At 59.2% G+C, this 26,718-nt stretch carries 28 protein-coding genes; 14 read left to right on the forward strand and 14 right to left on the reverse strand.

Going from position 1 to position 26,718, the window contains the following annotated elements; all coding sequences use genetic code 11:
- Window positions 1-20: 20 nt before the first annotated feature.
- From BW974_RS18865 to BW974_RS18875, 3 genes are all read right to left on the reverse strand, one after another.
- On the reverse strand, window positions 21-1,013 hold the full coding sequence (locus BW974_RS18865) for a glutathione S-transferase family protein (RefSeq protein ID WP_076431844.1): 993 nt from the start codon (window positions 1,011-1,013) through the stop codon (window positions 21-23).
- A gap of 262 nt (window positions 1,014-1,275) precedes the next feature.
- Entirely contained in the window at window positions 1,276-2,637 is a 1,362-nt protein-coding gene (chrA, locus tag BW974_RS18870; protein WP_076431846.1) for a chromate efflux transporter, read from the reverse strand.
- 84 nt (window positions 2,638-2,721) lie between these two features.
- Entirely contained in the window at window positions 2,722-3,630 is a 909-nt protein-coding gene (locus BW974_RS18875) for a winged helix-turn-helix domain-containing protein (RefSeq protein WP_076431848.1), read from the reverse strand.
- 145 nt (window positions 3,631-3,775) lie between these two features.
- On the opposite strand from BW974_RS18875, the gene BW974_RS18880 reads away from it, so the two are divergent.
- Window positions 3,776-4,984, forward strand: coding sequence for an MFS transporter (locus BW974_RS18880; protein WP_076431850.1), 1,209 nt, complete (start codon window positions 3,776-3,778; stop codon window positions 4,982-4,984).
- A gap of 33 nt (window positions 4,985-5,017) precedes the next feature.
- Here BW974_RS18880 and BW974_RS18885 read toward each other — a convergent pair whose 3' ends face one another.
- Window positions 5,018-5,884: a QcrA and Rieske domain-containing protein gene (locus BW974_RS18885; protein ID WP_076431852.1), complete on the reverse strand. Its 867-nt coding sequence runs from the start codon at window positions 5,882-5,884 to the stop codon at window positions 5,018-5,020.
- Window positions 5,885-6,260: 376 nt separating this feature from the next.
- Between BW974_RS18885 and BW974_RS18890 the strand changes: the two genes are divergently transcribed.
- The 4 genes from BW974_RS18890 to BW974_RS18905 all read left to right on the forward strand — a co-directional run bounded on the left by BW974_RS18890 (window position 6,261) and on the right by BW974_RS18905 (window position 11,634).
- Window positions 6,261-7,739, forward strand: a complete 1,479-nt coding sequence (locus BW974_RS18890) for an ATPase domain-containing protein (protein WP_076431854.1) — start codon at window positions 6,261-6,263, stop codon at window positions 7,737-7,739.
- Window positions 7,729-8,094, forward strand: a complete 366-nt coding sequence (locus tag BW974_RS18895) for a DNA-binding transcriptional response regulator (RefSeq protein ID WP_076431856.1) — start codon at window positions 7,729-7,731, stop codon at window positions 8,092-8,094. The genes BW974_RS18890 and BW974_RS18895 overlap by 11 nt, the downstream gene beginning before the upstream one ends.
- A 130-nt stretch (window positions 8,095-8,224) precedes the next feature.
- The gene (locus BW974_RS18900) at window positions 8,225-10,864 is read left to right on the forward strand and encodes a PKD domain-containing protein (RefSeq protein ID WP_076431858.1); all 2,640 of its coding nucleotides are present in this window, start codon (window positions 8,225-8,227) and stop codon (window positions 10,862-10,864) included.
- A 23-nt stretch (window positions 10,865-10,887) separates the two neighbouring features.
- Complete coding sequence (locus BW974_RS18905; protein ID WP_076431860.1) at window positions 10,888-11,634, forward strand: ribonuclease H-like domain-containing protein; 747 nt, start codon at window positions 10,888-10,890, stop codon at window positions 11,632-11,634.
- Between the two features lie 30 nt (window positions 11,635-11,664).
- On the opposite strand, the gene BW974_RS18910 is transcribed toward BW974_RS18905, so the two are convergent.
- Complete coding sequence (locus BW974_RS18910; protein WP_076431862.1) at window positions 11,665-12,330, reverse strand: cyclase family protein; 666 nt, start codon at window positions 12,328-12,330, stop codon at window positions 11,665-11,667.
- Between the two features lie 153 nt (window positions 12,331-12,483).
- Between BW974_RS18910 and BW974_RS18915 the strand changes: the two genes are divergently transcribed.
- Window positions 12,484-13,959 carry an ATPase domain-containing protein gene (locus tag BW974_RS18915; RefSeq protein ID WP_076431864.1) on the forward strand — a complete coding sequence of 492 codons (1,476 nt, stop codon included), beginning with the start codon at window positions 12,484-12,486 and terminating at the stop codon, window positions 13,957-13,959.
- Window positions 13,952-14,329 carry a response regulator gene (locus BW974_RS18920; protein WP_076431866.1) on the forward strand — a complete coding sequence of 126 codons (378 nt, stop codon included), beginning with the start codon at window positions 13,952-13,954 and terminating at the stop codon, window positions 14,327-14,329. The genes BW974_RS18915 and BW974_RS18920 overlap by 8 nt, the downstream gene beginning before the upstream one ends.
- Window positions 14,330-14,756: 427 nt before the next feature.
- Here BW974_RS18920 and BW974_RS18925 read toward each other — a convergent pair whose 3' ends face one another.
- Window positions 14,757-15,497, reverse strand: a complete 741-nt coding sequence (locus tag BW974_RS18925; RefSeq protein WP_076431868.1) for an HFX_2341 family transcriptional regulator domain-containing protein — start codon at window positions 15,495-15,497, stop codon at window positions 14,757-14,759.
- Between BW974_RS18925 and BW974_RS18930 the strand changes: the two genes are divergently transcribed.
- Window positions 15,487-16,440, forward strand: coding sequence for a M48 family metallopeptidase (locus BW974_RS18930; protein WP_084186388.1), 954 nt, complete (start codon window positions 15,487-15,489; stop codon window positions 16,438-16,440). The genes BW974_RS18925 and BW974_RS18930 overlap by 11 nt on opposite strands.
- A gap of 32 nt (window positions 16,441-16,472) precedes the next feature.
- On the opposite strand, the gene BW974_RS25845 is transcribed toward BW974_RS18930, so the two are convergent.
- The 3 genes from BW974_RS25845 to BW974_RS18940 all read right to left on the reverse strand — a co-directional run bounded on the left by BW974_RS25845 (window position 16,473) and on the right by BW974_RS18940 (window position 18,154).
- Window positions 16,473-16,640 (reverse strand): hypothetical protein, encoded by a 168-nt coding sequence (locus BW974_RS25845; RefSeq protein ID WP_217694365.1) that lies wholly within the window; start codon window positions 16,638-16,640, stop codon window positions 16,473-16,475.
- A gap of 70 nt (window positions 16,641-16,710) precedes the next feature.
- On the reverse strand, window positions 16,711-17,259 hold the full coding sequence (locus BW974_RS18935; RefSeq protein WP_084186389.1) for a GNAT family N-acetyltransferase: 549 nt from the start codon (window positions 17,257-17,259) through the stop codon (window positions 16,711-16,713).
- 7 nt (window positions 17,260-17,266) lie between these two features.
- Window positions 17,267-18,154 carry an NAD+ synthase gene (locus BW974_RS18940; protein ID WP_076431870.1) on the reverse strand — a complete coding sequence of 296 codons (888 nt, stop codon included), beginning with the start codon at window positions 18,152-18,154 and terminating at the stop codon, window positions 17,267-17,269.
- A 244-nt stretch (window positions 18,155-18,398) separates the two neighbouring features.
- Here BW974_RS18940 and BW974_RS18945 point away from each other — a divergent pair, with 244 nt between their 5' ends.
- The gene (locus BW974_RS18945; protein WP_245800196.1) at window positions 18,399-19,565 is read left to right on the forward strand and encodes an outer membrane protein assembly factor BamB family protein; all 1,167 of its coding nucleotides are present in this window, start codon (window positions 18,399-18,401) and stop codon (window positions 19,563-19,565) included.
- Window positions 19,562-20,014 carry a hypothetical protein gene (locus BW974_RS18950; RefSeq protein WP_076431872.1) on the forward strand — a complete coding sequence of 151 codons (453 nt, stop codon included), beginning with the start codon at window positions 19,562-19,564 and terminating at the stop codon, window positions 20,012-20,014. Before BW974_RS18945 ends, BW974_RS18950 begins: the two co-directional genes overlap by 4 nt.
- Before the next feature lie 11 nt (window positions 20,015-20,025).
- Here BW974_RS18950 and BW974_RS18955 read toward each other — a convergent pair whose 3' ends face one another.
- Window positions 20,026-21,288 carry an MFS transporter gene (locus BW974_RS18955; RefSeq protein WP_076431874.1) on the reverse strand — a complete coding sequence of 421 codons (1,263 nt, stop codon included), beginning with the start codon at window positions 21,286-21,288 and terminating at the stop codon, window positions 20,026-20,028.
- 223 nt (window positions 21,289-21,511) lie between these two features.
- Here BW974_RS18955 and BW974_RS18960 point away from each other — a divergent pair, with 223 nt between their 5' ends.
- From BW974_RS18960 to BW974_RS18970, 3 genes are all read left to right on the forward strand, one after another.
- Window positions 21,512-22,069 (forward strand): cysteine hydrolase family protein, encoded by a 558-nt coding sequence (locus BW974_RS18960; RefSeq protein ID WP_076432265.1) that lies wholly within the window; start codon window positions 21,512-21,514, stop codon window positions 22,067-22,069.
- Window positions 22,070-22,154: 85 nt separating this feature from the next.
- Window positions 22,155-22,355: a hypothetical protein gene (locus tag BW974_RS27480; protein ID WP_076431876.1), complete on the forward strand. Its 201-nt coding sequence runs from the start codon at window positions 22,155-22,157 to the stop codon at window positions 22,353-22,355.
- A complete protein-coding gene (locus BW974_RS18970) occupies window positions 22,337-22,768 on the forward strand; it encodes a DUF998 domain-containing protein (RefSeq protein WP_394329573.1) in 432 nt (143 codons plus the stop codon). Before BW974_RS27480 ends, BW974_RS18970 begins: the two co-directional genes overlap by 19 nt.
- Before the next feature lie 13 nt (window positions 22,769-22,781).
- Here the strand turns inward: BW974_RS18970 and BW974_RS18975 are convergent, their stop codons facing one another.
- Window positions 22,782-22,991, reverse strand: coding sequence for a heavy-metal-associated domain-containing protein (locus tag BW974_RS18975; RefSeq protein ID WP_175609743.1), 210 nt, complete (start codon window positions 22,989-22,991; stop codon window positions 22,782-22,784).
- A gap of 251 nt (window positions 22,992-23,242) precedes the next feature.
- Here BW974_RS18975 and BW974_RS18980 point away from each other — a divergent pair, with 251 nt between their 5' ends.
- Window positions 23,243-24,307, forward strand: coding sequence for a twin-arginine translocation signal domain-containing protein (locus BW974_RS18980; protein WP_076431882.1), 1,065 nt, complete (start codon window positions 23,243-23,245; stop codon window positions 24,305-24,307).
- Window positions 24,308-24,331: 24 nt separating this feature from the next.
- Here the strand turns inward: BW974_RS18980 and BW974_RS18985 are convergent, their stop codons facing one another.
- The 3 genes from BW974_RS18985 to BW974_RS25850 form a co-directional block, all read right to left on the reverse strand.
- On the reverse strand, window positions 24,332-25,747 hold the full coding sequence (locus BW974_RS18985) for an ABC transporter permease family protein (protein ID WP_076432267.1): 1,416 nt from the start codon (window positions 25,745-25,747) through the stop codon (window positions 24,332-24,334).
- Between the two features lie 79 nt (window positions 25,748-25,826).
- Window positions 25,827-26,468, reverse strand: coding sequence for a DUF7504 family protein (locus BW974_RS18990; RefSeq protein WP_139328938.1), 642 nt, complete (start codon window positions 26,466-26,468; stop codon window positions 25,827-25,829).
- On the reverse strand, window positions 26,465-26,638 hold the full coding sequence (locus tag BW974_RS25850) for a hypothetical protein (protein ID WP_175609744.1): 174 nt from the start codon (window positions 26,636-26,638) through the stop codon (window positions 26,465-26,467). Before BW974_RS25850 ends, BW974_RS18990 begins: the two co-directional genes overlap by 4 nt.
- Window positions 26,639-26,718: the final 80 nt, after the last annotated feature.

Here is a 26,718-nt window from a genome sequence, read left to right on the forward strand (position 1 = left end):
AAAACCACGTTTCGGAGACGCTACTGTCGAAGTGCTTCCGGCGGCCCGCCAGCCAACCGTTCTCTGTCGTGTGACTCTTCGAAGTCGAGTTCCGGCCCCTTCGGAACGATTCCTTTCGGATTGATGTCTGTGTGACTTCGGTAGTAGTGTTCTTTGATGTGGTCCATCCGCACCGTCTTCGAAACTCCCGGCAGTTGATACAACTCCTTCAGGTAGTTCCACAGGTTCGGGTAGTCCACGATTCGCCGGATGTTGCATTTGAAATGCGTCGCGTACACCGCATCGAATCGCACGAGCGTCGTGAACATGGCGAAGTCGGCCTCCGTCAGTTCGTCGCCGACCAGATACCGCTGGTCGGCGAGCACGTCCTCCCAGTGGTCTAACGCGCCGAACAACTCGGTTACCGCCTTCTCGTATGCGGATTGGGTGTCGGCGAATCCCGACCGATAGACGCCGTTGTTGATTGGTTCGTAAATTGCGTCGATGGTTTCGTCAACCTCGTCGCGGTACTCGTCGGGATAGAACGTCACGTCTCGTTCTGCAACGTCGTCGAACGCGGTGTCGAGCATCCGCATGATTTCCTCCGATTCGTTGTTGACGATGGTCCCTTTCTTTTTGTCCCACAGCACCGGCACCGTCACGCGCCCGGTAAATTCCGGGTCTGCTTCGGTGTACACGTCGCGCAGATATTCCGCTCGGTTCACTGTATCGGCGGTGCAGCCCAACCTGTCGGGCGAGAACTCCCAGCCATCGTCCTGTCTGTAGGGGTCAACGACCGACACCGAAATCGCGTCTTCTAGTCCTTTCAGCGCCCTCGTGACCAGTGTCCGATGCGCCCACGGACAAGCGGAGGAGACGTAGAGGTGATAGCGTCCCGACTCCGCCGGAAATTCGGCGTCTTCGTCCGCTTCGACCCAGTCCCGAAACGTCGTTGTTTGGCGCTCGAACTCGCCTTCCTCGTTCGTCGTCTCGTAGGCATCCGTCTGCCACTCGCCGTCCACGAGCATTCTCATGGTACGAGATAGGGTCGTTTTCGACTTAGCCCTGCGGTTCCCCCACGTTCCTTCCGGGTTTGCTGGTTGAACTGTGAGGAGCTAGAACCGGCTTCAGAGTAGCTATCGGAATGGTACTCTCGATGTATTCCCGTCTGGATATTTTTTATATATCTGGATAGCTTTCTATATTTGTTCTTGGTTACCTTTCTGTATATATCTCTAGAAATCCAAAAGACTGCACCGATTTCGTCCGACCCCGGCGTTCACTGTCTCTTGAATTTCAGAGCAGATAGAATGCTGCAATACCCACGACTCCGCCACCGAGAATGAGCGTCACTGCTTGTACTCCGCGGACGAACAGCGCGAACGTCACGACTGCGAGTGCGGCGGTGAGGGGGTCGATAATCGCTTCCTGTGCCAGCGAGACGGTTGCACCCAAAATCGCCCCGACGACTGCGGCGTTGATACCGACGAGTGCGGTTCTGACCTGTGGATTGTCGCGCACTCTCGCCACGTAAGGAAACATCGCCACGATGAAGACGAATGAGGGTGCGAACGCCGCAAGTGCGGCGACGAACGCGCCGAGAACCGCCATCGGAACGCCCTGTGGAAGGAGTAGTTCGTAGCCGACGAACGCAGTCGTCATCACAACCGGGCCGGGCGTCAGTTGGCCGAGCGCAATGCCGTCCACGAACGTCGCGGTGGTCATCCACCCGAACTCCGTGACGACGTACTTCTCGATGAAGGGAATGAGCACCAGCCCGCCGCCGTAGATGAACGACCCGGTGTAGAGCATGAACAAGACGAGTTTCAGCCACGTGTTCGCCCACAGCGTTCCGGCGATGCTGGTGGCCGCGGCATACACGCCGATTCGTCTGGCCCCCGACCAGACGAGTTCAGCGATGCTATCGCGGACGAGATACAGTCCCACAAGCGAGAGGCCGACGACTGCCGCGAGCGACACTCGGCCGAGATTCGACGTGACCCACTCTCGGCGGTAGATGACGAGGGCAAGTATTCCCGCCACGGCAAATTCGAGCACCGGGTTCGGATTGAACAGCACCGTGGCGACGAGTGCGGCGACCAGCAAGAAGAGGAGTTTCGTGTCTATCGTCCACGAATCGCCGCCGATTTCGAACCCGAAATCGGCGTCAGCCTGCCCCAGCGCGCTCCGGGCCATCGAATAGGCCGACCCGACGATGAGGCCGATGACGATTGGGTTGACCGCGTAAAGGAGTCCGTCCTGTATCGCGGGCAGTTCCCCGTAGGCGAAATAGAGATACGAGAGCGCGATGATGATGGCGAACGCCGGAAACATGAAACACGCCCCGGCCACTATCGCGCCGGGAGTGCCGCCGCGAATCCATCCCATGAAAATCCCGAGTTGCGTCGAGGCCGGGCCGGGAAGCATGTTGCAGATGGCGAGGCCTTCCATGAACGTCGATTCGTCGGTCCACTCCCGACTGTCCTCGCCGACGAGTTCGTCTTCCATCATGGCGATGTGGACGAGTGGGCCACCGAATCCGACGAACCCGATTTTCAAGAAAAACCGCGCGATTTCGCGGACGTTTGTCGGAGAGGGGCGGCCCTTGTAGCGAGGCGTCGGATTGCGCGACTCGGGACTCCCGGTTTCGTCGGCCATCGCCTTCGACTGCTTCGTTTTCGGCTATAAAGCTTCGCTCGGGTCGTCTCCGGAGAGAGGGAGTGACAAACGGCGTCCTATCGATTACTTGTGGGTGCTATCTCGTGGTTCCGCCCGACTGATTTCGGTGACAGAGCAATCGTCGCCGAACAGAAGGCGCAGTTCGTCTCCCGCCTCTCGAATCGTCAGCCGTATCTCTACCGGCTCTTCCGAAATCAGTTCGACTCCTTCATCGCTCGTACAGAAATCGAGTTTCCAGTGAGGAATCGACGTGATGTCTTTCCCGCGGTCGTAGAAGAACGAAATCACGGCCGGATGGTCGATGACGTTCTCGCCGACGGTCGTTTTCAAGAATCCGCCACAGCGATTGCAGGTATGGACGATTCGGACGTTCGACCCTCCTTCGCTTTCTGCTGAACTTTCCGTCGAATCCTCGACGGAAAGTTCGTGGTTGACCCTGCTCGCACACCATGGACAGACACCGTCGCGGAGGTTCCCGACCAGTCGGCGCGTCCAGCGGTCGAACGCCCAGAGGCGTTCGTCGTCGATTCGGTTGTCGAGTCCGGCAGGGAGAAACGGCGAACTCAGCACTGTCTCGTCGCAGGCCGAACAGCGCGCGAAAAACACCTGATTTTCGTAGGTCAATCGGAGGCGATTTTCGCAGTCGGGACAGAATTCATCGAGCGGAATCGAGTCGATTGATTCGGTTCCAGCCACACTCCCGAGCATCGCCCGGTAGAGGGCGATTCCGCTAGCAAGGTGGGTGTAGCCGTCATCGGTTCGTCGGATGAACGTTCCGGCGAGTTGGTTCAGATGGTACTGAAACTGGCCACTGTCACGCATTCCGACGGCGTCTTTCAGTTCCGTAAACGTCGCCGTCCACTCCGGCGCGTTCCAGAGCGCGAAGAGGATCTCCAGTCGGGTTTCGTTCGCCAGCAGCTGGAAGGCGTCTCGAATGCGCTCGTTGGTTGCCTCGACCGGCACAGAATCCATCGATTGAACCGACACGGAGAACCGAACAAAAGCTACTGATTGGAGTCGGAGGCGAACGCCATTCGTGTAATCTCGGCAACTGAACCGATTTTCTACGAGCGATTATTACCCCCGTCTGCATCTTCGATTACGAACACTACGCTCGATGTCACAACACACCCATTCGTCCACCGATTCGCTCATCATTCGGTTCTACAGCTATCGCGGCCTCACCTCCGGCGGTTTCGTCTATCCGATTCTGACGGTGCACGCGCTCTCACAGGGCCTCGACCTCGCTGGCGTCGGCCTCGCCGCCGGGATGTTTTTCGCCGGGACGCTTCTCGGCGAGATTCCGACGGGCTACGTCGGCGACCGAATCGGTCGCCGAAACAGCCTCTTCGTTGGTTCTGTCCTCATCTCCGTCACCCATTTCGGCTTCGCGTTCGCCGATTCTTTGGCCGGTTTCGTCTTCTTCTGGGGCTTCTGGGGCGTCGCAGCGACCTTCCGCTCCGGAAGCACGGACGCGTGGCTGTACGACACGCTCACCGACCACGACGCGACCGAGACGTACACCCGGGTCCGGGGCAGAGCGACTGGCGTTTTCTACGCCTCTGCCGCGATTTCCGCCTTGGTCGGCGGCGCGCTCTACGAAAATTGGTCTGCCTTGCCGTTTCTCCTCGCGGGCGTGCTGACCGCGATTGGCGCGCTGGTCGTTCTAACGCTTCCAGAACCCGCCGCCTCCCGCTCGAACCAAGGGTTCTCGCTCGCGGAAGCGAGAACCGCCCTCGTCTCGGTCGTTTCGAACCGAACGGTTCGCTCGTTCGTCCTCCTCTCCGGAATCGTCCTCGCGGTGCCGGAAACGGTCGAGGTGTTCGTCCAACCAGTTGCGCTATCTATCGGCTTTCGGCCGTCCACGCTTGGCCCGCTGTACGCGGGCCTGATGCTCGCCGCGGCGGTCGGTTCCTCGACTGCCGACGCGATTGGCCGTCGAATCGGGGTCGGGCGCTGGTTCGTCGTCGGGCCGACACTGCTCGCCGTCGTCCTCCTCGTCGCCAGTTCGGTTCACGCCGTCGCTCTACCCGTTTTCTTCCTTTCCCGCGGCGCGAACACGGTCACGGACACGCTCGGAAGCACGTTCGTCAACGACCGCGTCGCCTCTCACGGACGGGCGACTACGCTCAGCGGCGTTTCGATGGTTCACGCGCTCGTCTTTCTGGTCGCCAGAACTGCTGGCGGCGCGGTGGCTGACGCCACCTCGCCGTTGGTTGCACTGGCCGGATTCGGCTGTCTCGCCGTCGGGGCCGTCGCCGTCATTCGTGCGGCCGCAGACCCGTTTTCTCCGCGTTCGACCGTGCGCCCCGAACAGGCCGACTAACAACTGGACTGCGTTCGTCAAACCGGAGTCGTCTCACTCGCTAGAATTTCCGGAACTGTCGTCGGGGCGCGGAAGAGCGACGAACGACGTTCGCTCGATGCTGAAGGGGTCGTACACCGACTGGTGGCACGGACAGTAAATCTCGTCCGCGGCACCGAACTTCGCGCTTCCGGGGTCGCCCTTGAACAGCGGCACGCAGCAGAAATGCGTGCATTTGTCCATGATAGCGATGAAGCCCTGTTGCGTGCTCGCCCCTAACCACTGATTGTTGTTGGCTGCTTCTTCGATTCGCGTGCTTCTGATGATTTGGACGGGAATCGTCCCGCTTGCGGGAACGTCCTGCGAGCGCCACGTCGCCACAGCGGGCTTTCCGAGTCCTGACTGACCGATTTCGTTGCCCCACGTCTCGTAATCTTCGAAGTCGCTGACGTTGACGATTGCCCCGCCTTCTACGTCCGACGACTGCCATTCGTATTGGGATGAATCCGCGTACCGGAAGTAGTTGTCTTGGTCTGCATCCGGCGCGATACCCGGATACGTCTGGACGCCACAGTATTGGAACCACTCCGACGAGTACGTGACGCCGCCGATTTGCTGTTCGGCGACGGTGATAGTTCGACCCTCCTGCTGTTGCTGTTGCACCTCCGGCCAGACGCCTTTTATGTCCCCGTTGTCCTCGATTTCGACCGGAATCTGCGGCATCGGTCGCGGCGCTGGTCCCGCGGTGTTCTCAACGCCGTAGTATTGAATGATACCACCGCCTTCGCCGGACGGTGCCGTCGCGGAGTTTAGCGTTGCCACTGTTCCAGTCCCGATACCTGCCAACGCCGCGCTTCCAACGACTCCCTTGACGAAGCGACGACGGGACGTGTCTTCCGGATATTTGTCCGCCTCTGACATCGTGTTGTTCACCTTGCGTGGTCTGTTACTGGAACTCTCGTGATGGCACGCGGTTGGAACATCGTGTCATCAATCGTGTCATCACGAAGGTTTGTACACACGCAATCGTGGAGGGCTAGGGATTCACCGCTCTTTGTTATTCGTCGCCAATTCGCCAGTCCGCACCGATTACTCGGAATATCGTTTGAGTAATTTTCTATTTACTGATGTTTTTGTCCTCGGCGACTGCACCCACTTTTATCAGATTTGGTATTATCTATTACAAATTTACATACCGAAAACGACTAAAACAGTGTTACAACCTCCCCGTCTGGTGATTTCTTCCTTTCACGCCCAATAGAGATATATGCGAGTTACAGTGATTCTATACTAGGGTATGACTCACAGTCCACCAGAGCGAATATCGACGGGCGTGTCTGGACTGGACGAGATACTACACAGTGGTCTTATTCCAGGACGGAGTTATCTCGTTCGGGGCGACCCGGGAACAGGAAAGACGATTCTCGGAATGAACTATCTCACCACTGGCGTCGAGGCCGGTGAGACGGTTCTATTCGTTAACTTAGAAGAATCGGAGGAGGACATTCGGGACAATGCATCGACGCTCGACATCGACCTCTCGGACGTTCACTTCCTCGATTTGAGTCCTGATTCCGATGTCTTCGTTGACGAACAGTCCTACGATATTTTCTCGCCGAGCGAAGTCGAGCAGGAACCGCTTACCACGGCGATTACGGAGCGTGTCGAGTCGATAGAACCCGACCGGGTGTTCATCGACCCGTTGACGAAACTTCGCCACCTCACGTCGGACACCTACCAATTCCGAAAACAGGTTATCGCATTTATGCGCTATCTGAAAGAGCAGGGGGCGACGATACTGCTCACGTCGGAGAGCACGCCGGATTCACCCGACCACGACTTGCAGTATATGACCGATGGCACCATCCAACTCGAACGGCCGGAGATGGGCCGCGTCATTTCGGTTCCGAAGTTCCGCGGGTCGTCGATTCGAGAGGGCAAACACTCGATGCGAATCGAGCAGGGCGGCCTCGCCGTCTATCCGGAACTGGCGACGAACGGTCACGACCGGGAGTACGTCGCCGAACCGATTCCGTCCGGCGTCACCGAAATCGACAACCTGCTTCACGGCGGTATCGAGCGCGGAACGGTCACGGTGTTGAGCGGGCCGACTGGAGTCGGCAAAACGACCGCCGGAACGCAGTTCATGAAGGAGGCCGCGAGCAGGGGTGAACGCTCGGTCATCTACATGTTCGAAGAAAGTACGCAGACGTTCATGCGGCGGAACGAGGCCATCGACATCCCCGTCGAGGAGATGATGCAACAGGGTACGCTCAAAGTCGAAGAAGTCGAACCCCTCGACCATTCGGCCATGGAGTTCGCCCGCGAAGTTCGGCGCGAAGTCGAGGAGAACGATACGGACATCGTCATGATCGACGGTTTGCAAGGATACAAGCTGTCGGTCAGCAGTGAAAGCGACGAGATGCTCGTCAGAAAACTCCACACACTGTCGCGCTACCTCAAGGATATGGGTGTGTCCGTGATTCTCGTGGACGAAATCCAATCCGTCACCGGCGAGTTCCAAGCGACGGAGGCGGGAATCAGCTACCTCGCGGACAGTATCGTCTTCCTCCGTCATCTGGAAATTTCGGGCGAGATGCGCAAGGCCATCGGTGTGTTGAAAAAACGGACGAGCGACTTCGAGCGCACGCTCCGCGAGTTCAGAATCACCGACCACGGCCTCGAAGTCGGCGAGCCGCTCACCGGACTTCGAGGCGTTCTGTCGGGTGCACCGGAGTGGACTGAAGTCGAATCCACACTGGACAATGGAGAATGAATCGCTCGTTCTCGTCCTCAGCAAGAACGAAAAAAATCTCGAACTGCTCGCCGACCTCGTTGACCAGGAAGGATGCACGGCGCGCATCACGACCACGGTCGGGGAGTTCGACACCGTTCTCCGCGGGGACGAACGAATCGAAATCGCCGTCCTCGACACCGAGGGGTTCACGGCAGACTTGTGGAAGCGATGTGGCTATCTGCACGAACAGGGTATCCCGTCCGTCGTTCTCACCCCATCGACGCCTGCGCACGTCCGGCGCGAGGCAATCAGCCGTGGGGTTCGCTCTATCCTCGAAAAGCCGGTCGATACGGCCGACCTACGGGCGACGATTCGCGGCATGCTGATGCAGTGAATCACTCCCCTTCCTTGTTTTCGACCATCTCTAACTGTCTGATTAGTTTATATAGTCTGTCCAGTTACACACAATTTCTTACCTGTTTGTAATTTGTCTATCACAGTATCCATACCATACTCCCCGAGCGATGATTTCACGGATACATTCAGACGCCGACTCGACTGACCTGATCTCCGGTCGCACCATCACGAGCATCGTCGTTGTCGCCATCGTGCTGTTCTCGGCCGTAGCCCCGGCAGTTGCTCACGTTCCGACGACAGCAAGCGAACCGACGCCAGCGACGATGACAGACCCGACAACACCACTGGCGGCATCGACGCAAACGACGACCACCGGACGACTGACCACCGCTGACGGTTCCCCACTCACCGGCGACTCCGTTTGGTCGTTCGACGGTGGGACACACCAATACGCGTCGACCGACGAAACCGGTTCGTTCAGCCTCGATGAAGACGGAACGGTCGGTTTCTACCAGCAAACTGACGACCACTACTGGCAGCGCGACGGAGTCGCTGATATGTATGAAATCTGTCATAGTTTGGAAAATATGGGTAAAATTACTATTCCGAACGCGCACGTTCTCGACGTGCGCGTTCTCGATGCCGACGGAAATCCGGTTTCCGACGTGAGCGTTCGTCTGCGCGACCACGCGGCGGATTCGAGCGCATCGGTCGGCATCGTCGGTGAAACGAACGAAGACGGATTCTACCGCGCCGACAGCGCGCCGTTCACGGGTGTCGAAGTCGCCGGAAACGTCTCGATTGCGGTTCGCTCCCCGGCGACGCAAGAGCGGTTCGTCCAGCGTCAGTATCGCCGAAATCTACCCGTCACGAATGAACAAACGCTGACGATTCGGTTGGACGAGGGGAAAGAAACTATCGACGTGTCCGGTAGTTTCAGCCGATTCGATGGGACACCAACGTCGGGTTCGGTCGATATTCGAACCGAACGCACGTTCGCTGACACTGAGAATCGTTCGTTCGCGCTGGACGATTCCGGCGCACTCGACGCGACGCTTCCGTTCAATCAGCAACTGGAAGGGATGACGTTCCACCACGTTTCGTTTGCCCAATCCGACTTCCGGCACGATGGCGCACCCGACCTGTTCGCCGTCGATAGAATCGACGGCACGGAATCCGTCGATTTCGACCAGCAACTCCCACAGGCCCACACGACGGCGTTGTCTGTCACCGACGACGACGGGATGCCGGTTGCGAACGCGGACGTTACGGTAACCCACCGAAGTCCGACGGGAGCGACGGCGAGCAAAACGTTCCGAACAGACGAAAACGGGCGACTCGCCGCCGACGAGTCGCCCGGACTCGAACTCGCCGGACGTGTGATAATTCGGGTGTCGCCGCCGGATTCCGACCGATTCGTCGGCGGTGCGGTTCGCTCCCTCGACGTTCGCGATTCGACGAACGTCTCGGTTTCGCTGGACGAAGCGCCGCCGGAACTGTCCGGTCTCTCTGGCCCAAGTTCGGTCGAACTCGGCGATTCGACTTCGCTCACCGCGGACGCGAGCGGCGCTGTTTCCGAATACCGATGGGATTTCGACGGCGACGGGCTGACCGACGAGACGACCACGAAACCGACGGTTTCGCACAGCTACGCCGAAATCGGGACGTTCTCTTCGACCGTGACGGCGGTTGCCGACGATGGCGCAACCGCGAGCACGAGCGAGACGATTTCGGTGGCGGACACGCGCGCACCGACTGCGAACATCTCCGTTCCGCCGATGATACTCTCCGGCGTTCCGGTCACCTTCTCCGCCGAGGAGACGGCGGACGAGGGTAAAATCGCTCGGTACGTTTGGGAGTTCGATGACGGAACGACGAAAGAAACGAACTCTCCGACCGTCTCGAACACATTCGAGACGGTCGGCCTACAAACGCTGCGGGTTACGGCGTATGACGACGCCGGAAACGCCGATTCCGCGGCCCGAACGTTCGAAATTGGAAATTGGAGCGAGGAAGGCGGCGGTGCCCCCGGGAACAACAGTAGTGCTGGGAACGGTACTGACGGCGGCGCTGGCGGTGCGGGTGGAGGCGGCGGTGCCGGGTTCAGCGAAGCAATCGTCGAAACGTCGCACGGCGACGACGGCGTGGCAATCGACGTGCTGAACGGTCGCGACGGCGAAACCGCGTGGGCCGACCTCTCCGGCGAGGAAACGGCCGCCGTTTCGTTCACCGAGGTCGGCATCGAGTTCGACCGAAACGACGCGAATATCGCGATTACTGCGGACGGAAACTCCGTCGATGACGCTTCCGACGCACCGGAGAATGCCCTCGCACTCCTCGACCTGCGGGAGCGATACGTCCGAACCGGCGACGTGGATTCCGCGACGGTTCGGTTCTCGGTTTCGCCTGCCAAACTACCGGCAGGAGCAGCCCTTTCTGACGTTATCGTCTCCCAACGACGGGGCGGCGAGTGGCGCACCGTTCGCAGCACGCGGGACGGAGCCGAATTTTCGGCGACTGTTTCCGCCTTCTCGACCATCGCGGTGAGCGTCGCTGGTGAGAACGCGGAAACGGAACCCGATTCCGGAACTGGCACCGAAACGAACTCCCCGGACGACCGGCAGTCGGATTCGCCAGAGTCGAACACGGACACTCAAACCACGAACGCCGCGAAAACGACACCGACGGTGACGACCACCGGCACGGCGCAAACACAGGACGTGCTTAGCAATGGCCAACCCGGATTCGGATTCGTAGTCGCTCTCATCGAGCTGGTGGTTCTCGCCCGCGAGAGGCAACGTCTTTAACCCTCTCGTCAAATGGTTCGGCAATGCGAATCGAGAACAGTTTCATTCCCGTCCGCGGGGTGGGCGAGAAGACGGAGCAGAAACTGTGGCAAAACGGCGCAACAGATTGGGACGAGTTCGACCCGTCGCTCGTGGGCAGCGCGACGGGCGACAGAATCGAGTCGTTCATCGCCACGGCGAGCGAGCATCTGGACGACGGCAACTCGCGATATTTCGCGTCCGAATTTCCGAGCGGCGAGAACTGGCGACTATACGAGAATTTTCGGGAGAACACTTGCTTTTTCGACATCGAAACGACCGGCTTGAGCAAGTATTCGAGCGTCGTCACGACCGTCAGTCTGCACCGCGGCGGTGAGACGAAGACGCTGGTTCGGGGCGACGACCTCACGACCGAGGCCCTCCGGCGCGAATTTTCGGAATCCGACCTGCTCGTCTCGTTCAATGGCAAGCGGTTCGACCAGCCTTTCTTGGAACACAACTTCGACCTGTCGATGGACGCGCCGCACCTCGATTTGATGTACACCTGCAAGCGACTCGGCCTCTCCGGCGGCTTGAGCGCCGTCGAAAACGAACTCGGCGTCAGCCGCGGCGGCATGGACATCGGCGGACAGGACGCGGTTCGACTCTGGCACCAGTACGAAGCAGGCGACGAAGAGGCACTGGAGACGCTCGTTCGGTACAACCAGTACGACACGCAGAATCTGGAGACGATTCTGGAGACGGTTTCGGAGACGCTTCACGACGACGTGTTCGCGTGTCATCTGCGCTGAACGTAAACGCAGGAGAACCCGCGTTTACGTTCAATGCTCCGCAACTGCACGAACCGGCGCACCGTCAGCCTCCGCCACAGAAAGCGGAAATGCGGAAAGCGTAAACCGCCGCGGCAACCCATCGAGATTGGTCAGATTTTCCACGATGAGGTGGTCGGTTCCGAGGAGTTCGTGGTGGGCGGGAACTCCTTCGGGTTCGTCTTCGGCGTCTTCGCGTCTCGATTCGTCGCCACTTGCGTTTTCGCTGGGCGTCGGATCGACGTTCAGCGCGTCGATAGCGACGTGGTAGTCGTGGACTGCACACCATCTCGCGGTTTCGGCAGCTAGATACGGATGGTCGAAATAGTCGTCCGTTCCCCAGTACGTGTCCCATCCGGTCTGAAAGACGAGCAGGTCGTCGTCGGTCGGTTCCGGGAGGTCGGCGGGGCGAATCGCTTCTCTAGCCGCCTTTTCGCGGCAATCGACCAGCAGCGCGTCGAAAACGAACGTCTCGACGGGGAACGAATCGAGCGTTTGCCCCTCGGGTTCGGTGTGACACGGGGCGTCGATATGGGTTCCGCTGTGGCTCCCGAGTTCGAGGTCGATAACCCGATAGCCGTCGGTTTCGTGGGTCGCATGTGGCGTGCGGTTTACGGGTGGGTCGCCGGGGTACACCGTCGCGCCCGAGTCGAGCGGGTGGGAACAATCGAGGTACATCCTCGTTCGTCCGAATGTGGCGTTGAAATAAAACTGCGCGGTTCGGTCGGGATTTTATAAATCATGGTACGACTACCACTGCCCCGAATTTTCAAGAGTGCAGACTCCGGTAGAAATATACCGCTTCACTGAGCAGGTATAGCAACGCAGCGTATGAGTAACACTCAACTGACAAAAATATCGACCGGAACAACGGGGCTTGACGAAATTTTGCGAGGGGGGTTCATCGCAAGACGAAGCTACCTTCTTCGGGGTGACCCAGGAACAGGAAAGACGATTCTCGGGATGAACTACCTCACTGCTGGCGTCGAGGCTGACGAGACGGTTCTGTTCGTCAATCTGGAGGAATCCGCGGACGACATTCGGGACAACGCATCGACGCTCGACATCGACCTCTCGGACGTTCACTTTCTCGATTTGAGTCCAGATTCCGACGTGTTCGTTGACGAACAATCCTACGATATTTTCACACCCAGCGAAGTCGAACAGGAACCGCTCACACAAGCGATTACCGAACGGGTCGAATCCATCGACCCCGACCGAGTGTTCATCGACCCACTCACTCGACTCCGTCATCTGACATCGGACGAGTACCAGTTCAGGAAGCAGGTCATCGCGTTCATGCACTACCTGAAAGAACAGGGTGCGACGGTTCTGTTTACGTCTCAGCACAGCGACGAATCGTCTGACGACGACTTGCAGTACATGACCGACGGCACGATTGAACTGGAACACTCGACGCACGGACGCACCATCAGCGTCCCGAAATTCCGCGGGTCATCGGTCAACGCGGGCGACCACGCGATGCGAATCAAAACGGGTGGCCTCGCAGTTTATCCGGAAATCTCTCCCACCGAACACTCCCGCACGTTCGAAATCGAATCCGTTTCCTCGGGCGTTCCGGAAGTTGACCAACTGCTTCACGGTGGTCTCGAACGCGGAACGATCAGCATTCTGAGCGGCCCAACGGGTGTCGGCAAGACGACTGTCGGAACGCAGTTCATGAAGGAGGCCGCGGGACGGGGCGAACGCTCGGTCATGTACATGTTCGAGGAAACGGTGGAGACGTTCCGTGAACGGAGCAAAACCATCAACATCCCGGTCAAACGGATGCAAGAGCAAGGGGCGCTCGAAGTCGAGGAGATGAAACCGCTCGACTGTTCTGCCACCGAGTTCGCCTACCGCGTTCGGAAAGACGTGGAGGAAAACGACACCAGCATCGTCATGATAGACGGTATCGACGGCTACAAACTCTCCCTTCGAGACGACGACGAACGCGTGTTGGTGCGGAAACTCCACTCGCTCTGCCGGTATCTGAAAAACATGGGCGTCACCGTCATCCTCGTGGACGAAATCGACACCATTACCGGTGAATTCCAAGCGACGGAGGCGGGAATCAGCTATCTCGCGGACAATATCGTTTTCCTCCGCCACCTCGAAGTGACGGGCGAGATGCGCAAGGCCATCGGCGTGCTGAAAAAGCGGACGAGCGACTTCGAACGCACGCTTCGCGAGTTCAAAATCACCGAACACGGACTCAAAGTCGGAGAACCGCTGACCCAACTCAACAGCGTCCTCTCGGGTTCTCCGGAGGTGGCGCAACAGCCATCGGAGATGCACGATGGGTGAGGCGGCCCTTATCCTCGCGCTCGGGAAGCGAGAGCGGAATCTCGAACTGCTCGCCGGACTGCTCGAAAACGGTGGTTACGACGTCGAAATCGCGACGAGTATGTCCGAGTTCGACGAACTGCTCTCCGTTCGGGACGACGTGGCACTCGCCGTCCTCGACGTGGACGGCTTTACAGAGGACATCTGGAAGCGCTGTGAGCAACTCAACGACCGCGATATTCCGATGCTCGTCCTCGCCGCACAGATTCCGCCCGCAATGCGTCAGAAGGCGGTCAGCAGGGGGGCACAGACGATTCTCGAAAAACCGGTGGACAAAGCGGACTTGCAGGCGACGATACGCGGATTGATGGAATACATTCGAATGAACTGAAGGCGGGTGAAGTAACTCCAGTGGAGTAGCCGTATTTTTCGTTTCGAGCAGAAGGAGTCGTGATAACGCTATTTTCGAGGGGAGAGGGGAGGGTGCAAACCGATGACGAGTAGAGTTTGTCCGGCGACGATTGGTGTGGGGGGAGGGCCGAAGCGTCAGCGGGGAATCAGGGGGCGGATGGAGGTTCGGTGGCGGACTGGACTCCGGTTGCGCCGGAGTCCAGCGAGTGCCGAGGGGGAACCAATGGGGTTCGGGTATCGTCGGGGGCGGACAGGTGGGGTGGGTGCTACGTCGTCATCAGTTACTGCTTCGTGGGATACCTAATTCAGCACTACCACGAAACTATCGACAGTATCGAAACTACTCGTAGTATCAAAACCATCTATACTATTCTGACTGGTGATTGTTTTCGGAGTAGCCTCCCCCGTTATAGTTTGTGCCGAAATGCACGAAGCACGTCTCGACCCGTTTCGGTCAAGGTGACCTGCTTCTGCCGGCCAACTTTCGAGACATCGACGTAGCCGTCCTCGGCGAGTGGGTCGACGATGTTGGCGTTCAACAGCGCGAACTTCGCCTTGTCGTTCGCCGGACTGCTCTCCGAGATGAACGACAGATTCGCACTCTCGGCGTAGTCGATGATGTCCTTTTTCTTCGGGGTGTACACTTCCGTATCTGCTTCTTCCAGATAACCCATCACGGCGACTTGGTCGCGCGACGGTGATTCGATGGGATAGGTCGGAAGCACTTCTTCGCCGACGTAGCCGTAGCTCTGTCGCTCGTCTCGGTCTTGGTGTGCGTACCCCTCTGGTTGGACGTAGTACGCCGTGGCGTCCGTCGCCATGCAGGCGATGGCCGCGCCGACCGCGGAGAGTTTCGACCCGCTCGAAACGTTCACGCGCACGATGTCGTCCACGTGGTCGGAAACGAGTGTCGTGACGACGCCGAGAACGTCGTAGATGTCGAGCAAATCGACGGCCTTGCTTCGAACGTCGATTCCCTCGTCCGCCAGAACGGATTTCAGTTCGTCGTGATAGGTCGGGCGTTCGCTCGCCGGGCCGTCGTGTTCGAGAAGATAGAGGACATCGACACCGTGCTCCCGGACTGGTTCGACGATTCTGTCGTACTCGTAGCCGAGTGGTGCGATGTGAACTTCGTCGATGGACTGCATTACTCGGTCGTTCACCTCCGACTCGTTAAATCCACTGGATGTTGTGGTTCATTCCGCGCTACTCGTCTTCGTCTCCGAGGAGGAGGGCGAACGCGACGACCGCCACGAGGAGCAGTGCCAGCGCGAGATAGCCACGCCACGTGTCCGTCGGAAGCGAGATGGGGCCGACGAACGAGAGGGCGGCAACCGCCAATCCGACACCGACGCCAGCGGGACAGACGTTCCGGTTCCGACCGTCGCAGTCACCCAAACGGCCGTCCCGAACGCGTTTACGGTCGGTGGGCCGCGAAGCGCGACTATCGTCGTTTCGACCGGACTGCTCGAATCGCTTGGCGAGGACGAACTGGACGCCGTTCTCGCGCACGAACTCGCGCACATCAAAAATCGAGATGCGATGGTGATGACGCTCGCGACGTTCGTCCCGTCGCTCGCGGGTGACTACTCCCTGCTCCGCGACCTCGGACTGAGTCAGTCCGCACGATACACGGTGTGGTCCGTCGCGCTTGCTCTGCTTTACGTTCCAAGCGCCACCGTTATTGACGCGCCGCTTTTCAGCCTCCAGTACACTCTGCTGTTCGGCCTGCTCGTCGCGTGTCTCGTCCTCTTCGGTGGCGTCGCACTCGGCATCGTGGCGATGCCGGTCGTCTCGCTCGCCAGTCGCCTCTCCCACGACCGGGAGTTCATCGCCGACCGCGCGGGTGCGGTTCTCGCCGGGAGTCCAGCGTCGATGGCCTCCGCGCTCCGAACGCTGACAGAGGATGAAAACTTTCCAGAACAAGACGCTCGCGCAGTCGGCGGCGTTCGGCAACTCTGTTTCCTGCCCGGTGGATTCGGGACGGAAACGGGCGATAGCGACCTCGAATCGCTTCCGATTTCGGTGCAATCCCATCCATCCACCGACGAGCGAATCGCTAGTCTGCGGGCGTTGGAAGCCGAAAACTGACCTGTCGATTTGGAATGTCGATTCCGAAATGTCTATTCTGCGGGCGACGTTTCAGCAGGTGACCGGTCGGGTTCGAAAAACCAGTACACTGCTATCCCTATCGCCGCTTCGAGCGGCCCGATGAAAACCGCAGCCGGCATAAAGAGGAAGAATGCTGCCATTCCCAGATGGTCGGCAAGCGTGGACTCCGTTTGCTCCATTGTCATGTCTAAATAGTACGTTGTATTATATTTATTCTTCGGCGTCACCGTCTCACTACAGAAACCCTCATCACAGATACTGGGACATCCGATACGTCGTCCCGAACGGATTGTCGGTGACGAACCCGACGTCGGTGTACAGTTTCTGCGTGCTTCCCTTCCACGATTCGACGGTGAGCCAAACCTTCGAAAGTCCCTGTTGTTTCGCCTGACCGAGGCCGGTTCGAAGCAACTGTTTTCCGATTCCCGCGCGCTGGTACTCTTGATGGACGAAAATCGCGAGTTCGTGGCGGCCAACCCCATCCGGAACGAACATCACATGCCCGACGAGGTGGTCGCCGTGAAACGCGACGACGGACACGCTGTCGAGAACCGTCTGTAACCATTCCCGAACCGCCGGTTCGCCGAGCGGCGGCGTTCCCTGCGCGCGGTCTGCCGGGTCGAACGTCACGTACAGCGTGACCAGCGATTCGAACAGCTCGTCTTCGTAGGTCCGGAGGCGAATCTCGCGGTTTTTCCCGTCAGTAAACGAGTGAGGCGGAAGCGACAGTTCCGGCTTTCTGCTGGGGGTAACGCGGGAAACGAAACTCCGAACTGCGTCGAGGCGGTGTGCAGTCATCGGATTTTCACTGTCCCCTCTCGCGTCTCCTTCCCGGCGTGAATCGATTTCCGTGGTCGAAACCGGCGTCCGGCATCGCGGGTAACTGCCGCTTGTGATAAGAGTCGAGATACCAGTTTACGATGTCCCACACGGTTTCGACGGGGACGCCGAGTTCGTGTGCGATGGCTTCCGCGCGATATCCCCTGTCCACGGAGTAGTGGAGCACTGTGTCGATGCGGTCGTAGGATGCACCCAACTCCTTGCGGTCGGTCTGCCCGGCCCACAGTTCGGCAGTGGAGGGTTTTTCGACGATTCGGCGAGGAATCCCGACGTACCGCGCCAGCGCCCTGACTTCCGTCTTGTAGAGGTCGCCGAGCGGAAGGAGGTCGGCACCCCCGTCACCGTATTTCGTGAAGTAGCCCAACAGCAGTTCCGAACGGTTGCTCGTCCCGACCACGAGTCCCGACGTAGCGTTCGCCAGATAGTACGCACAGGTCATTCGCAGGCGTGCAAGGACGTTGCCGAGTTCCCGACCCGTGTCGTCACGAACCCTCTCGTTGTCGCCGAACTGACTGGCGACGGTTTCCGTGAAACCTTTCAGCAGCGATTGGAGGTTGATTTCTCGGCGTTCGATGCCGAGCGCTTCGGCGATGATTCGGGCCTCGTTCGTTCCGGTTTCGCCGCAGAGATTGCACGGAAGCAGGAGGCCGGTCACCCGGTCGGAACCGAGTGCATCGACGGCGAGAGACGCCGTCAGCGTCGAGTCGATGCCGCCGCTCATCGGGATGATAACATCATCTACGCCTGCCTGCGCTACGTACTCTTCGATGAACAAGGTCACCTGTCGGTGGACGATTTGCATGTCCTCGTCATCGGTGCGTATCTCCGCAGAGGGAAAGGAGGCTGTCGTCATTCGAACTCTCCGTCGAGAACCGCCGGTTGTTCCTGAACAACTGTTCCACAATCTACCAGCAAAAAACTCAAACTAGGGTTCTTGGTCTTCATTTTCACCATTTTGTAAAACTAAAAACCGGTATAAAACGCTAATCGTTGAATAAATTGTATTCAAATAGGTCGTATAATGTCTTTAAGGACGACGAATCGTCCGATTTTACAGATGGAAATAGTATTGTCGACTGACTGATTATCCTCCGGAAATGTCCGCCGACCCTCCATCATCCCAACCAACTCTTTCGCGCCGACAACTGCTCGGTGCCGGTGGTTTCGCTGCCCTCGGCGCGTGGTACGTCCGTCCTTCGGAGTTCACCGACGAGCAGTCACTCGATTCGACGGTGCCGGACAACGCGTGGCCGATGGCCGGTCGAACCCCGTCCCGGTCGGGATACGCACCCGCGTCGGACGCACCGACGAACGAGGTGCGCGCCGTCTGGCAAACCGACGTCGGTGACCCCGGTTTCTATCTTTCTGCAACCGTCCGCGACGACACGGTTTACACGACGACGCGAAACGAGTTGGTCGCGCTCGACGCCGAGCGGGGAACCGAACGCTGGCGGTTCGGGAAGGAATTTGTACAGGGCGGCCCAGTCGCTATCGAGGGGGGAGCATGCTACAGCGCAGGAGTCAGCCTGTACGCCGTCGCCGGTGGTCGTGCCGAGTGGAAGTTCAAGACGACCAGTAGCTTCAGCGAAATCCTCCCCGTCGGAAATACGATTTTCATTCCGGCGCGGGTTGGCAGTTCGGACGGCCTCGTTGCACTCGACGCTGGAAGCGGGATTCCACGTTGGAAAGCAACGACGGAGTGGATTCCCCTCGCCTACGCGAACGACGTTCTCGTCGGAACCGGCGGTTCAGGGGTCGTGGTGGGACTCGACGCGAAAACAGGCGAGAAACTGTGGGAACTGTCCAGAGTCGGATTACCCGGTAACATTTCCTCGCCGCTTCGTTTCGGCCCCGTTATCGCAAACGGAACGCTCTTTGGCGGCACCGAAACGCTCTACGCGGTGGATCTTCAAGCCGGGTCAGTACAGTGGTCCGCCGACGCGGTCGGGCCGTGGATGGCGAGTGACGGAGACGCCGTCTACCGCGCCCGAGACGGCCACGTCGTCGCGCTCAACGCGTCCGACGGTAGTATGCGCTGGGAAACGTCGGCCAACGCGTTGACCGTCGTTTCCGGCCTCGCAGTCACGGACGACGCGATTTATGTCGGCGTCGATTCCGGCGTGGTCGCACTGGACACCGAAACCGGCGACGAATTGTTCGCGTTTCGTTCGGATTCGACAGCCGGCGGTGGGCCGCCTGCTGTCGTCGGCGAAAGAGTGTACGTCGGCATCGGCGAAACGATAGTCGCACTGGAGGAAGCATGACGAGCGAGAACACAGCAAGCGCAAGCGATGCAGGTGGAGATGGCGTCATCCGGCGCATCAACACTGCACTCGACAAACCGCTTCGAATCATCGGTGTTTGGTGGTGCCTGTCCATTTCCATCAGCGGTTTTCTCTCCCTGTTTCTCGATGCGTGGTTCGTTCACCCGCTCCCACTCTCTTCGATGGCGTTCGCACAAATCGGAGCACTTTTCGTCGCTGTTCTGTTCGTCGCCTATCGCCCCGATGTCGGATTCGGGAAAACGTTCGCGTTTAGTGTCGCTTCGCTGGTCGTGTTTGTCGTCCTCAACTTTGCTACCGGAGGCGAATTTTTCCCCGATTCGGACGTTTCCGGGTCGCTGTACCCCGCCCTCGACATCGTGTTTCTTTCGATAGCCGCGACTCTGTTCGGCTACGCGCTGGTTTTGCGGCCGAACGAATCGCCGGACTGATTCAGTTATAATTATTTCGAGAGCGCGGTGGCTCCGGCAAAAACGACCGCTCCGGCCATCACGACGGCGAGCAGGCCGAACGCGGCGGCGAATCCGGCGGTGTCGGCGATTATCCCGACGATTGCAGGGGCAATCGCGCCGACACCCATCAGCAAGGTTCGAACGAGTCCGAGGCCGCCACCAGCCACGTCGCCCGGAATCGTCGCCGACAGATAGGCCCCGCGAATCGGGCGAAAGCCGTGACTGCCGAGTCCGAACGCGACGACAGTCGCGCCGAGGACGAGCGCGCTTGCCTGCCCGACGACGACTAACGCCCCGAGCGCCGCCGCCGCGACGGCGAGAACCGCGATGGTGAGTGGCAATTGTCCGATTCGGTCGGAGAGGTCACCCGTAACGATTTGAACGAAACTCACGGCGAACAGCGCGCTGTAGACGAGTGACGCCGTTCCATCGGTCAGTCCGTTGTCGGTGAGATACAGCGGGAGGAACGCGACCACGCCGTTGTACGCGAAGCCGAAACAGAGCGTCACGCCGACGAACAGAGAGAATCGACGATTTTGGAACAGCGAGAGATACCGTCTGAGGCCGACGTTCGTCTCCGAGTTCGTTTCCGGATTGGGATGGTTCGTGTCGTCGTCGCTGTTCGTGTGGTCTGCATTGTCCCTGCCGTCAGCATCGCCCACTCCGTTGGACGCTCTCCGTGGGACGTGCGAAAAGACGCCACCGGCGAGTGCAACCCCCACGACTGCGCCGACGAGGAACAGCGCGTGCCAGTTTCCGGCGTCGGTCGCGATGACGGCCGCGGTGGGTGCTGCAACGCCGCCGAATGCGCCGAGGGTGTCGAACAGGCCGAGCGCACGCCCGGTTCTGTCCGGATACACGCGCGCGAGCAATCTGATAGAGACAGTCTTGTGAACTCCCGTTCCGAGGCCGATGAGGAGCATTCCGCCGAGGAGAACGACCAGCGGCGCGGAAATCCCGAGCACCAGCGCGCCGCTGGCCGCGACCACCGCACCGGCCACGATGACCTGCACGGCCCCGAAGCGGTCGGCGAGCACGCCGCTCGGAAACTGCATGAGCGAGTAGCCTATCATCATCGCGGTGAACGCGGTTCCAAGAAATGCGTTCGAAACGTCGAACTCAGTCTGGAAGACGGGAAAAAGGGCCGGAAGCGCGTACCGGAGGAATTTCGCCAGAAACCAAATTCCGGCGGTCAACAACAGCGTGTCGTAGTGGAAAACGCGCGAAAATCGGCCGGACACACCTGTTGCCATCACCCTACTGCTCTCTATGCGACCGATAAAAAGTGGACGGAACCGGAGATACAGACCGTTCACAGGAAATACAGACCACTCACGGGAGATAACGAGCGGTAGAACGCCTCTCGTATCAACTCCTTGTCGCGTAAACCACTCAAACGAAAAATGAAATTCCTTTTCGACGTTTTTCGACAGCGAAGCATTTCCCCGTCCACCACCAAGGATGCTCGGGGGAGCTATGACAGACGCAGTTATCGTCATCGACATGCTGAACGACTTCGTGACGGGGGAAATCGCCGCCGAGCGGGCACAGCGAATTATTTCGCCGCTCGACCGACTTACCGACGCGGCTCGGGAACACGGTATTCCGGTCATCTACACGAACGACGCCCACCGACCCGAGGATTTCGAGCTCGACGTTTGGGGACTCCACGCGATGCGAGGAACCGAAGGTGCGGAGGTGATTCCGGAACTCGAACCCGAATCGGACGACCACGTGTTCGAGAAGCGAACCTACGATGCGTTCTACGAAACCGGATTGGACGAACACCTCCGAAGCCTCGGGATCGACCGAGTCGTGCTGACCGGACTCCACACGAACATGTGCATCCGGCACGCCTCCGCCGGCGCCTTCTTCCGGGGCTATCCCATCCTCGTCCCCGAGGACTGCGTCGATGCTTTCACGGAGGACGACCACCGCAGTGGACTCCAGTATCTCGACGATGTGTACAACGCCGAACTGACGACCGCCGACGAACTGATCAGCGAGTGGGGACGCGACGAGGACGCGGACTGATTCCTTCGTCGTTCGCGCACGAAACTGAAAATTCTCTTGACTTTCCAATCAGTATCCCTATCTCGGCTCCGTTTCACAGTTCTCCATGAACGGAGTGATTCACCGATATGAGCGGGCTTTCCAGCGTTCGACGTTCGCCCGATTCGGTGCCGTAGGTCTGCTCATCGTTTACGGAACGCTCATCTCGGTAATCGCGCTGTCGCCACGTTTCAGTGGACGGGAAATGCGCTCTCCGACCTCGGCGCGGTCGGTGCGGACAGAAGTTGGCTGTTCGACGGTGGCTTGATTGCTGGCGGGTCTTTTCTCTCCGTTATCGCTTTCGGCGTCTTCTCGAATAGCGACCGTAGGGGTGAATGGGTGGGTTCCGCGTTCCTCATGCTGGCATACGTGCTGAACGTTTTCGTCGGTCTATTTCCGTATCCACAGCCACTGCATACGCCGATTGCGCTCGTCCAGTTCGTTCTGATTCCGGTCGGATTACTGATTTTCGGTGTTGGGAGCGTTCTCCGCGGTGCCTCACGACTTGGCGGAATTGCAGTCGCTCTCGGAATCGTCGCCGTCGTCAGTAACCTCTGGTTGTTTAGCATCATTTCGGCGGGTTCGGAGGCGATTGCGCTTCCGGAACTCGCCGTCGTCCTCCCGCTCGACAGTTGGGCCGCGATGATGATTTGGCGACAGTATCGCGGAAAATTGGCGTAGTCGCTAAACTTCGCTACTCTTCGCTCGCGTTGAACCCGAGCGCGTTGACTCGTTCGACGAGCAAACTCGGATTGATAGTACCCCTGACCTCGACTGTGCCTTCGATGTGGTTGGCGCTGACCTGCTGGACGCCGTCCTCGTGTTTCAGTTCGTGCTGAATCGTGTCTTCACAGCCGTTACACATCATGTCCTCGACCGTGAACTGCATCGTTTCGGTTGCCATGATTCCGGAACATCGTTCAGCAGCGATTTCCATAACTGTCACGGCAGCAGTGATTAGCTCCATCTGTGTGACGAAAACGAAAAACGAGCTTCGACAGGTCCAACAGTCAGCGGTGCCTAGGATTCTCGAAGACGATAGTCCGAACGAAATCAGTCAAAGTCGGCAAAGCCGGGTCAGCAGTTTCGATAGCGGCGTCGGATTCGACTCGTGAACCAACATCCTCATTCGAACACTCACACAACTACCTCCCAATGAACCGACGAACGTTTCTCCGCACCGGCACAGCGTTGGCAGGAGGAACCGCCCTCACGGGTTGTCTCGAATCACTCGGATTCAGGACACAGTCTGCGTGGCGCGACCCGCCGATCGTCGAAAACCGTCCCGACGCCGTCTACTACCCCGCCTACATAGAAGGGATGGAGATGTACGGGATGGCCAAAGACGGTGATTTCCGCTTCGCGCTGATGTACTCCTATCCCCACCGATTTTGGAACGTCACCGGCCAGTCGAGCAACAAAGTGCTCGTCCAGTCGGACGATTCCCTCCACCTCATGCTGTCTCTCTGGGACGCGAAGACGAACACCGTCGTTCCGGCGGACATGCAGGTGACGATTACGAAAGACGGCGAAACGGTCGATGACCGCGCGCCGTGGCCGATGCTGTCACAGACGATGGGGTTCCACTACGGGGACAACGTCACGCTCGACGGCAACGGTTCGTACACCGCAACGGTAGCTGTGGGGTCGATAGGCGCGCGCCGAACCGGGGACTTTGCCTCCCGATTGGAAGGCGGCACGTCCACGACCATCGACTTCGATTTCGATACGGAGCAGATTTACGACGTGGAGTACCGTGAAATCGGCGAAAAACAGGGTTCCCGCGATGCCATCGAACCGATGATGGAAAACGTTCCTGCGGGTCGGGCACCCGACCCGCAGGAACTGCCGGGCACCGTCGTCGGAACGAAATCGTCCGGGGATGCTGATTTCGTCGCGACGGTCGTCGAACCGTCGAACCGATTCACCGACGGTGACAAATCGTATCTCGCAGTATCGCCGCGGACGCCGTACAACCGAATCGTGCTTCCCCGGATGTCGCTTTCGATGGAACTCCTACGAAACGACCAAACGATTTCTACGGGGTCGCTTTCCTCGGCTCTCGACCCGGAACTCGACAATCACTACGGAACCGCCGTCGAGGACATCCAATCCGGTGACACGCTTCGATTGACGGTCGATTCACCACCACAAATTGCTCGCCACGACGGCTACGAGACGGCGTTCATGGAGATGCCGCCGATGGAGTTCTCCGTCTGAATCTCTTTTTCGAATTTCGAATTCTCACGACACGAATGCCGGGTCGGCCGTCCGAAGCGAGATGAGCCACAAACTGATGACAGTGTAGGCTATCATCACGACGACGAAGGGGTACTGGCTTCGAACTGCTTGGATTCGGCTCGGAAACGTCGCGTAGGCTTCCGCGTGCGCGAGCCAGACCGCGAGGACGTGCCCGACGAGGATGAACGCGATGGTGAGGCCACCGAACCACGCCGGCTGGGTCAACACGAGTGGGTTCGCTGGCGGCGAGAACGGCGAAATCACCGAGTTGACGAACGACGGAAGCAGCGAGACGAAAAAGCCGAAGTAGTGCGCGAGGTGGTATCCCGCGGCGATGGCGAGCAGGGGCGGCGCGAACTGGACGGCCATCGTTCGCGGCGTGAGGTAGGTTTCACCGGTTTTTCGGGCGAACTGTGACGCCAGCCAGAAGGCGCCGAGGAAGAGGAGGTAGCCACCGACGAACAGTGCGGCGTAGACGACGAGCGGCGGGAGTCCCCATCCGACGACTGTCCTGACGAACTCGACGCCGGTCGTCGTCGTGACGAACCCGCTGAACGTAAGTTCCCAAATTAACGCGACGACGAACGCGATGTCGGCCCGACTGGACACGATTCCGGATTTGGGGAGGTCGAACCCCGGTGGCCGGAGCGTGATGCCGTTTTCCGACCAGTTGAGCGGTCCGACGCTTCCGTAGAATCGGAACGTGACCGAAATTGGGTCGGCGTTCGAAAACCACGATTTCGGCGTGTAGACGAGCGCTCCGGCTAGCGTGACGACGGAATATACGCAAATCGCGGTTGCGAGCAACGCTGGTTCCTTGTTGACCGGCGTAACCGTCTCCAACCACACGAGGGCTAGCAGTCCGACGACTGCTGGCCACCGCCCGAGACGGACCGGATACTGACGATTGAGGGTGGGAAGCAGTTCGGCTATCGTCCGCCACGGGTTCAGGGCGGGCCAGACGTTTCCGACGAGGTAGACGAACATCGTCAGCCCCGCGCGAACGCCCGCAAACACGAGGATGACGGCGGCGTTCGCGGTCGGAACCTGTGGCCCGACGAATCCCCGATAGACGATTATTACGAGTCCGGCAACACCGATGAACCGGGTGAGATAGCGGATTCCCTGCCGGAGGGGTAGTCCTGTCGAAACCGGTTTCCGCCAGTCGTGAACCGACCGGATGAACTCCCGGTCGGTGACGACGCTCGCCAAGAGGGCCGATGCACCGATTACCGCGCCGCCGGTCGCCAAGTACAACCACTGTGGGACTGCGAGCGTCCCACTCGAAGCGTCGGAAAGCCCGACGGCCGCGTTGCTCGCGAGTACGACGTCGATGAGCGTCAGACCGAAGAGACACCCGAGTATGGCGGTTCCGAGCGACCGAGCGGTCGCGTGCCAAGGAGACTCGTTTCTGGCCATCGAATATGGATAGTTCGTGGTGCACTGCTGTTGTAGTTGTCGAAGGAACGTCCGGCGAGACGGTTCGTTCGCCGTTCCGCTACAGTCGGTCGTACTCCACCGACAGCGTTCCATCCGTCCGCTCTTCGGCCCAGATGATACCGTCCGCTTTCGACCGGAGTGCAGTCAGCGTTTCGTCATCGTGGGCTGTAAAATCGACATCTAGTAGCGTACAGCCGAAATCGGCGGACTTCCCCGTGACCGAATCGACGAAGCGAGACGCCTGTTCGAGGGTCGTGTCGGCTAGAATCGAACTGAACGACGAGACGAGCAGATGCCGTCTCCCGTCCGGACGAGAGAGCACGTCGTCCAGTTCCGAGATTGCGAGCGACGTTCGGGTTACGTCGCCGTGTCGCGGCGTGTAGATGGTCGGTGTCGGTTGATACACCATCGTGAGACTCTCGTGTTTCGACGTCGTATCCACGATTCCGAGTGCGGGCAATCTACTCCGTTCGTCGGGAATGTATTCCGTGGTGAGCGTCTCGGCGGACAGTTCCGTCGTCACGAGGGTGATGGAGTCCGATTCGTTCCGACATCGTTCGAGTAACCACAATCCGAGAAGGGTTCGGTGGCGTTCCACCGACCCCGTGAGGAGCAAAACCGCTTCCGAATCGGCCATCGACGGGAGGTCGTCGACGACGGTCCCCTCGAAATAGGAGTCGATGGGGTCGGATGCGGTCATCGTTTCCCCGCTAGTCGGAACGCTGTGCCGGATGGAACGTGCCGAATGTGGCGGCAACCCCATTCGACGATTTTTTCCAGTTCCGCCGTTTTCGTCGCGGCGTTCGCCGATTCCACATCGACCGACGTTTCGAGCACTATACCGGATTCCGGAGATGGAAGGCATTTCATGGGTAGAGATGAATACTGTTCGCACTACAATCTCGCCGAAGGATGCGTGCTGACCGAGCGCCTTCGGGAGAAAGAAAGGC

The organism is Haladaptatus litoreus, assembly GCF_900156425.1.
Taxonomy (GTDB): Archaea; Halobacteriota; Halobacteria; order Halobacteriales; family Haladaptataceae; genus Haladaptatus; species Haladaptatus litoreus.

What these genes read in the sequence shown, in the direction of transcription:
- BW974_RS18865 (WP_076431844.1), bottom strand. Translation starts at nt 1,013, where the DNA reads ATGAGAATGCTCGTGGACGGCGAGTGGCAGACGGATGCCTACGAGACG.
- chrA (WP_076431846.1), bottom strand. Translation starts at nt 2,637, where the DNA reads ATGGCCGACGAAACCGGGAGTCCCGAGTCGCGCAATCCGACGCCTCGC.
- BW974_RS18875 (WP_076431848.1), bottom strand. Translation starts at nt 3,630, where the DNA reads ATGGATTCTGTGCCGGTCGAGGCAACCAACGAGCGCATTCGAGACGCC.
- BW974_RS18880 (WP_076431850.1), top strand. Translation starts at nt 3,776, where the DNA reads ATGTCACAACACACCCATTCGTCCACCGATTCGCTCATCATTCGGTTC.
- BW974_RS18885 (WP_076431852.1), bottom strand. Translation starts at nt 5,884, where the DNA reads ATGTCAGAGGCGGACAAATATCCGGAAGACACGTCCCGTCGTCGCTTC.
- BW974_RS18890 (WP_076431854.1), top strand. Translation starts at nt 6,261, where the DNA reads ATGACTCACAGTCCACCAGAGCGAATATCGACGGGCGTGTCTGGACTG.
- BW974_RS18895 (WP_076431856.1), top strand. Translation starts at nt 7,729, where the DNA reads ATGGAGAATGAATCGCTCGTTCTCGTCCTCAGCAAGAACGAAAAAAAT.
- BW974_RS18900 (WP_076431858.1), top strand. Translation starts at nt 8,225, where the DNA reads ATGATTTCACGGATACATTCAGACGCCGACTCGACTGACCTGATCTCC.
- BW974_RS18905 (WP_076431860.1), top strand. Translation starts at nt 10,888, where the DNA reads ATGCGAATCGAGAACAGTTTCATTCCCGTCCGCGGGGTGGGCGAGAAG.
- BW974_RS18910 (WP_076431862.1), bottom strand. Translation starts at nt 12,330, where the DNA reads ATGTACCTCGATTGTTCCCACCCGCTCGACTCGGGCGCGACGGTGTAC.
- BW974_RS18915 (WP_076431864.1), top strand. Translation starts at nt 12,484, where the DNA reads ATGAGTAACACTCAACTGACAAAAATATCGACCGGAACAACGGGGCTT.
- BW974_RS18920 (WP_076431866.1), top strand. Translation starts at nt 13,952, where the DNA reads ATGGGTGAGGCGGCCCTTATCCTCGCGCTCGGGAAGCGAGAGCGGAAT.
- BW974_RS18930 (WP_084186388.1), top strand. Translation starts at nt 15,487, where the DNA reads ATGGACTGCATTACTCGGTCGTTCACCTCCGACTCGTTAAATCCACTG.
- BW974_RS18925 (WP_076431868.1), bottom strand. Translation starts at nt 15,497, where the DNA reads ATGCAGTCCATCGACGAAGTTCACATCGCACCACTCGGCTACGAGTAC.
- BW974_RS25845 (WP_217694365.1), bottom strand. Translation starts at nt 16,640, where the DNA reads ATGGAGCAAACGGAGTCCACGCTTGCCGACCATCTGGGAATGGCAGCA.
- BW974_RS18935 (WP_084186389.1), bottom strand. Translation starts at nt 17,259, where the DNA reads ATGACTGCACACCGCCTCGACGCAGTTCGGAGTTTCGTTTCCCGCGTT.
- BW974_RS18940 (WP_076431870.1), bottom strand. Translation starts at nt 18,154, where the DNA reads ATGACGACAGCCTCCTTTCCCTCTGCGGAGATACGCACCGATGACGAG.
- BW974_RS18945 (WP_245800196.1), top strand. Translation starts at nt 18,399, where the DNA reads ATGTCCGCCGACCCTCCATCATCCCAACCAACTCTTTCGCGCCGACAA.
- BW974_RS18950 (WP_076431872.1), top strand. Translation starts at nt 19,562, where the DNA reads ATGACGAGCGAGAACACAGCAAGCGCAAGCGATGCAGGTGGAGATGGC.
- BW974_RS18955 (WP_076431874.1), bottom strand. Translation starts at nt 21,288, where the DNA reads ATGGCAACAGGTGTGTCCGGCCGATTTTCGCGCGTTTTCCACTACGAC.
- BW974_RS18960 (WP_076432265.1), top strand. Translation starts at nt 21,512, where the DNA reads ATGACAGACGCAGTTATCGTCATCGACATGCTGAACGACTTCGTGACG.
- BW974_RS27480 (WP_076431876.1), top strand. Translation starts at nt 22,155, where the DNA reads ATGAACGGAGTGATTCACCGATATGAGCGGGCTTTCCAGCGTTCGACG.
- BW974_RS18975 (WP_175609743.1), bottom strand. Translation starts at nt 22,991, where the DNA reads ATGGCAACCGAAACGATGCAGTTCACGGTCGAGGACATGATGTGTAAC.
- BW974_RS18980 (WP_076431882.1), top strand. Translation starts at nt 23,243, where the DNA reads ATGAACCGACGAACGTTTCTCCGCACCGGCACAGCGTTGGCAGGAGGA.
- BW974_RS18985 (WP_076432267.1), bottom strand. Translation starts at nt 25,747, where the DNA reads ATGGCCAGAAACGAGTCTCCTTGGCACGCGACCGCTCGGTCGCTCGGA.
- BW974_RS18990 (WP_139328938.1), bottom strand. Translation starts at nt 26,468, where the DNA reads ATGACCGCATCCGACCCCATCGACTCCTATTTCGAGGGGACCGTCGTC.
- BW974_RS25850 (WP_175609744.1), bottom strand. Translation starts at nt 26,638, where the DNA reads ATGAAATGCCTTCCATCTCCGGAATCCGGTATAGTGCTCGAAACGTCG.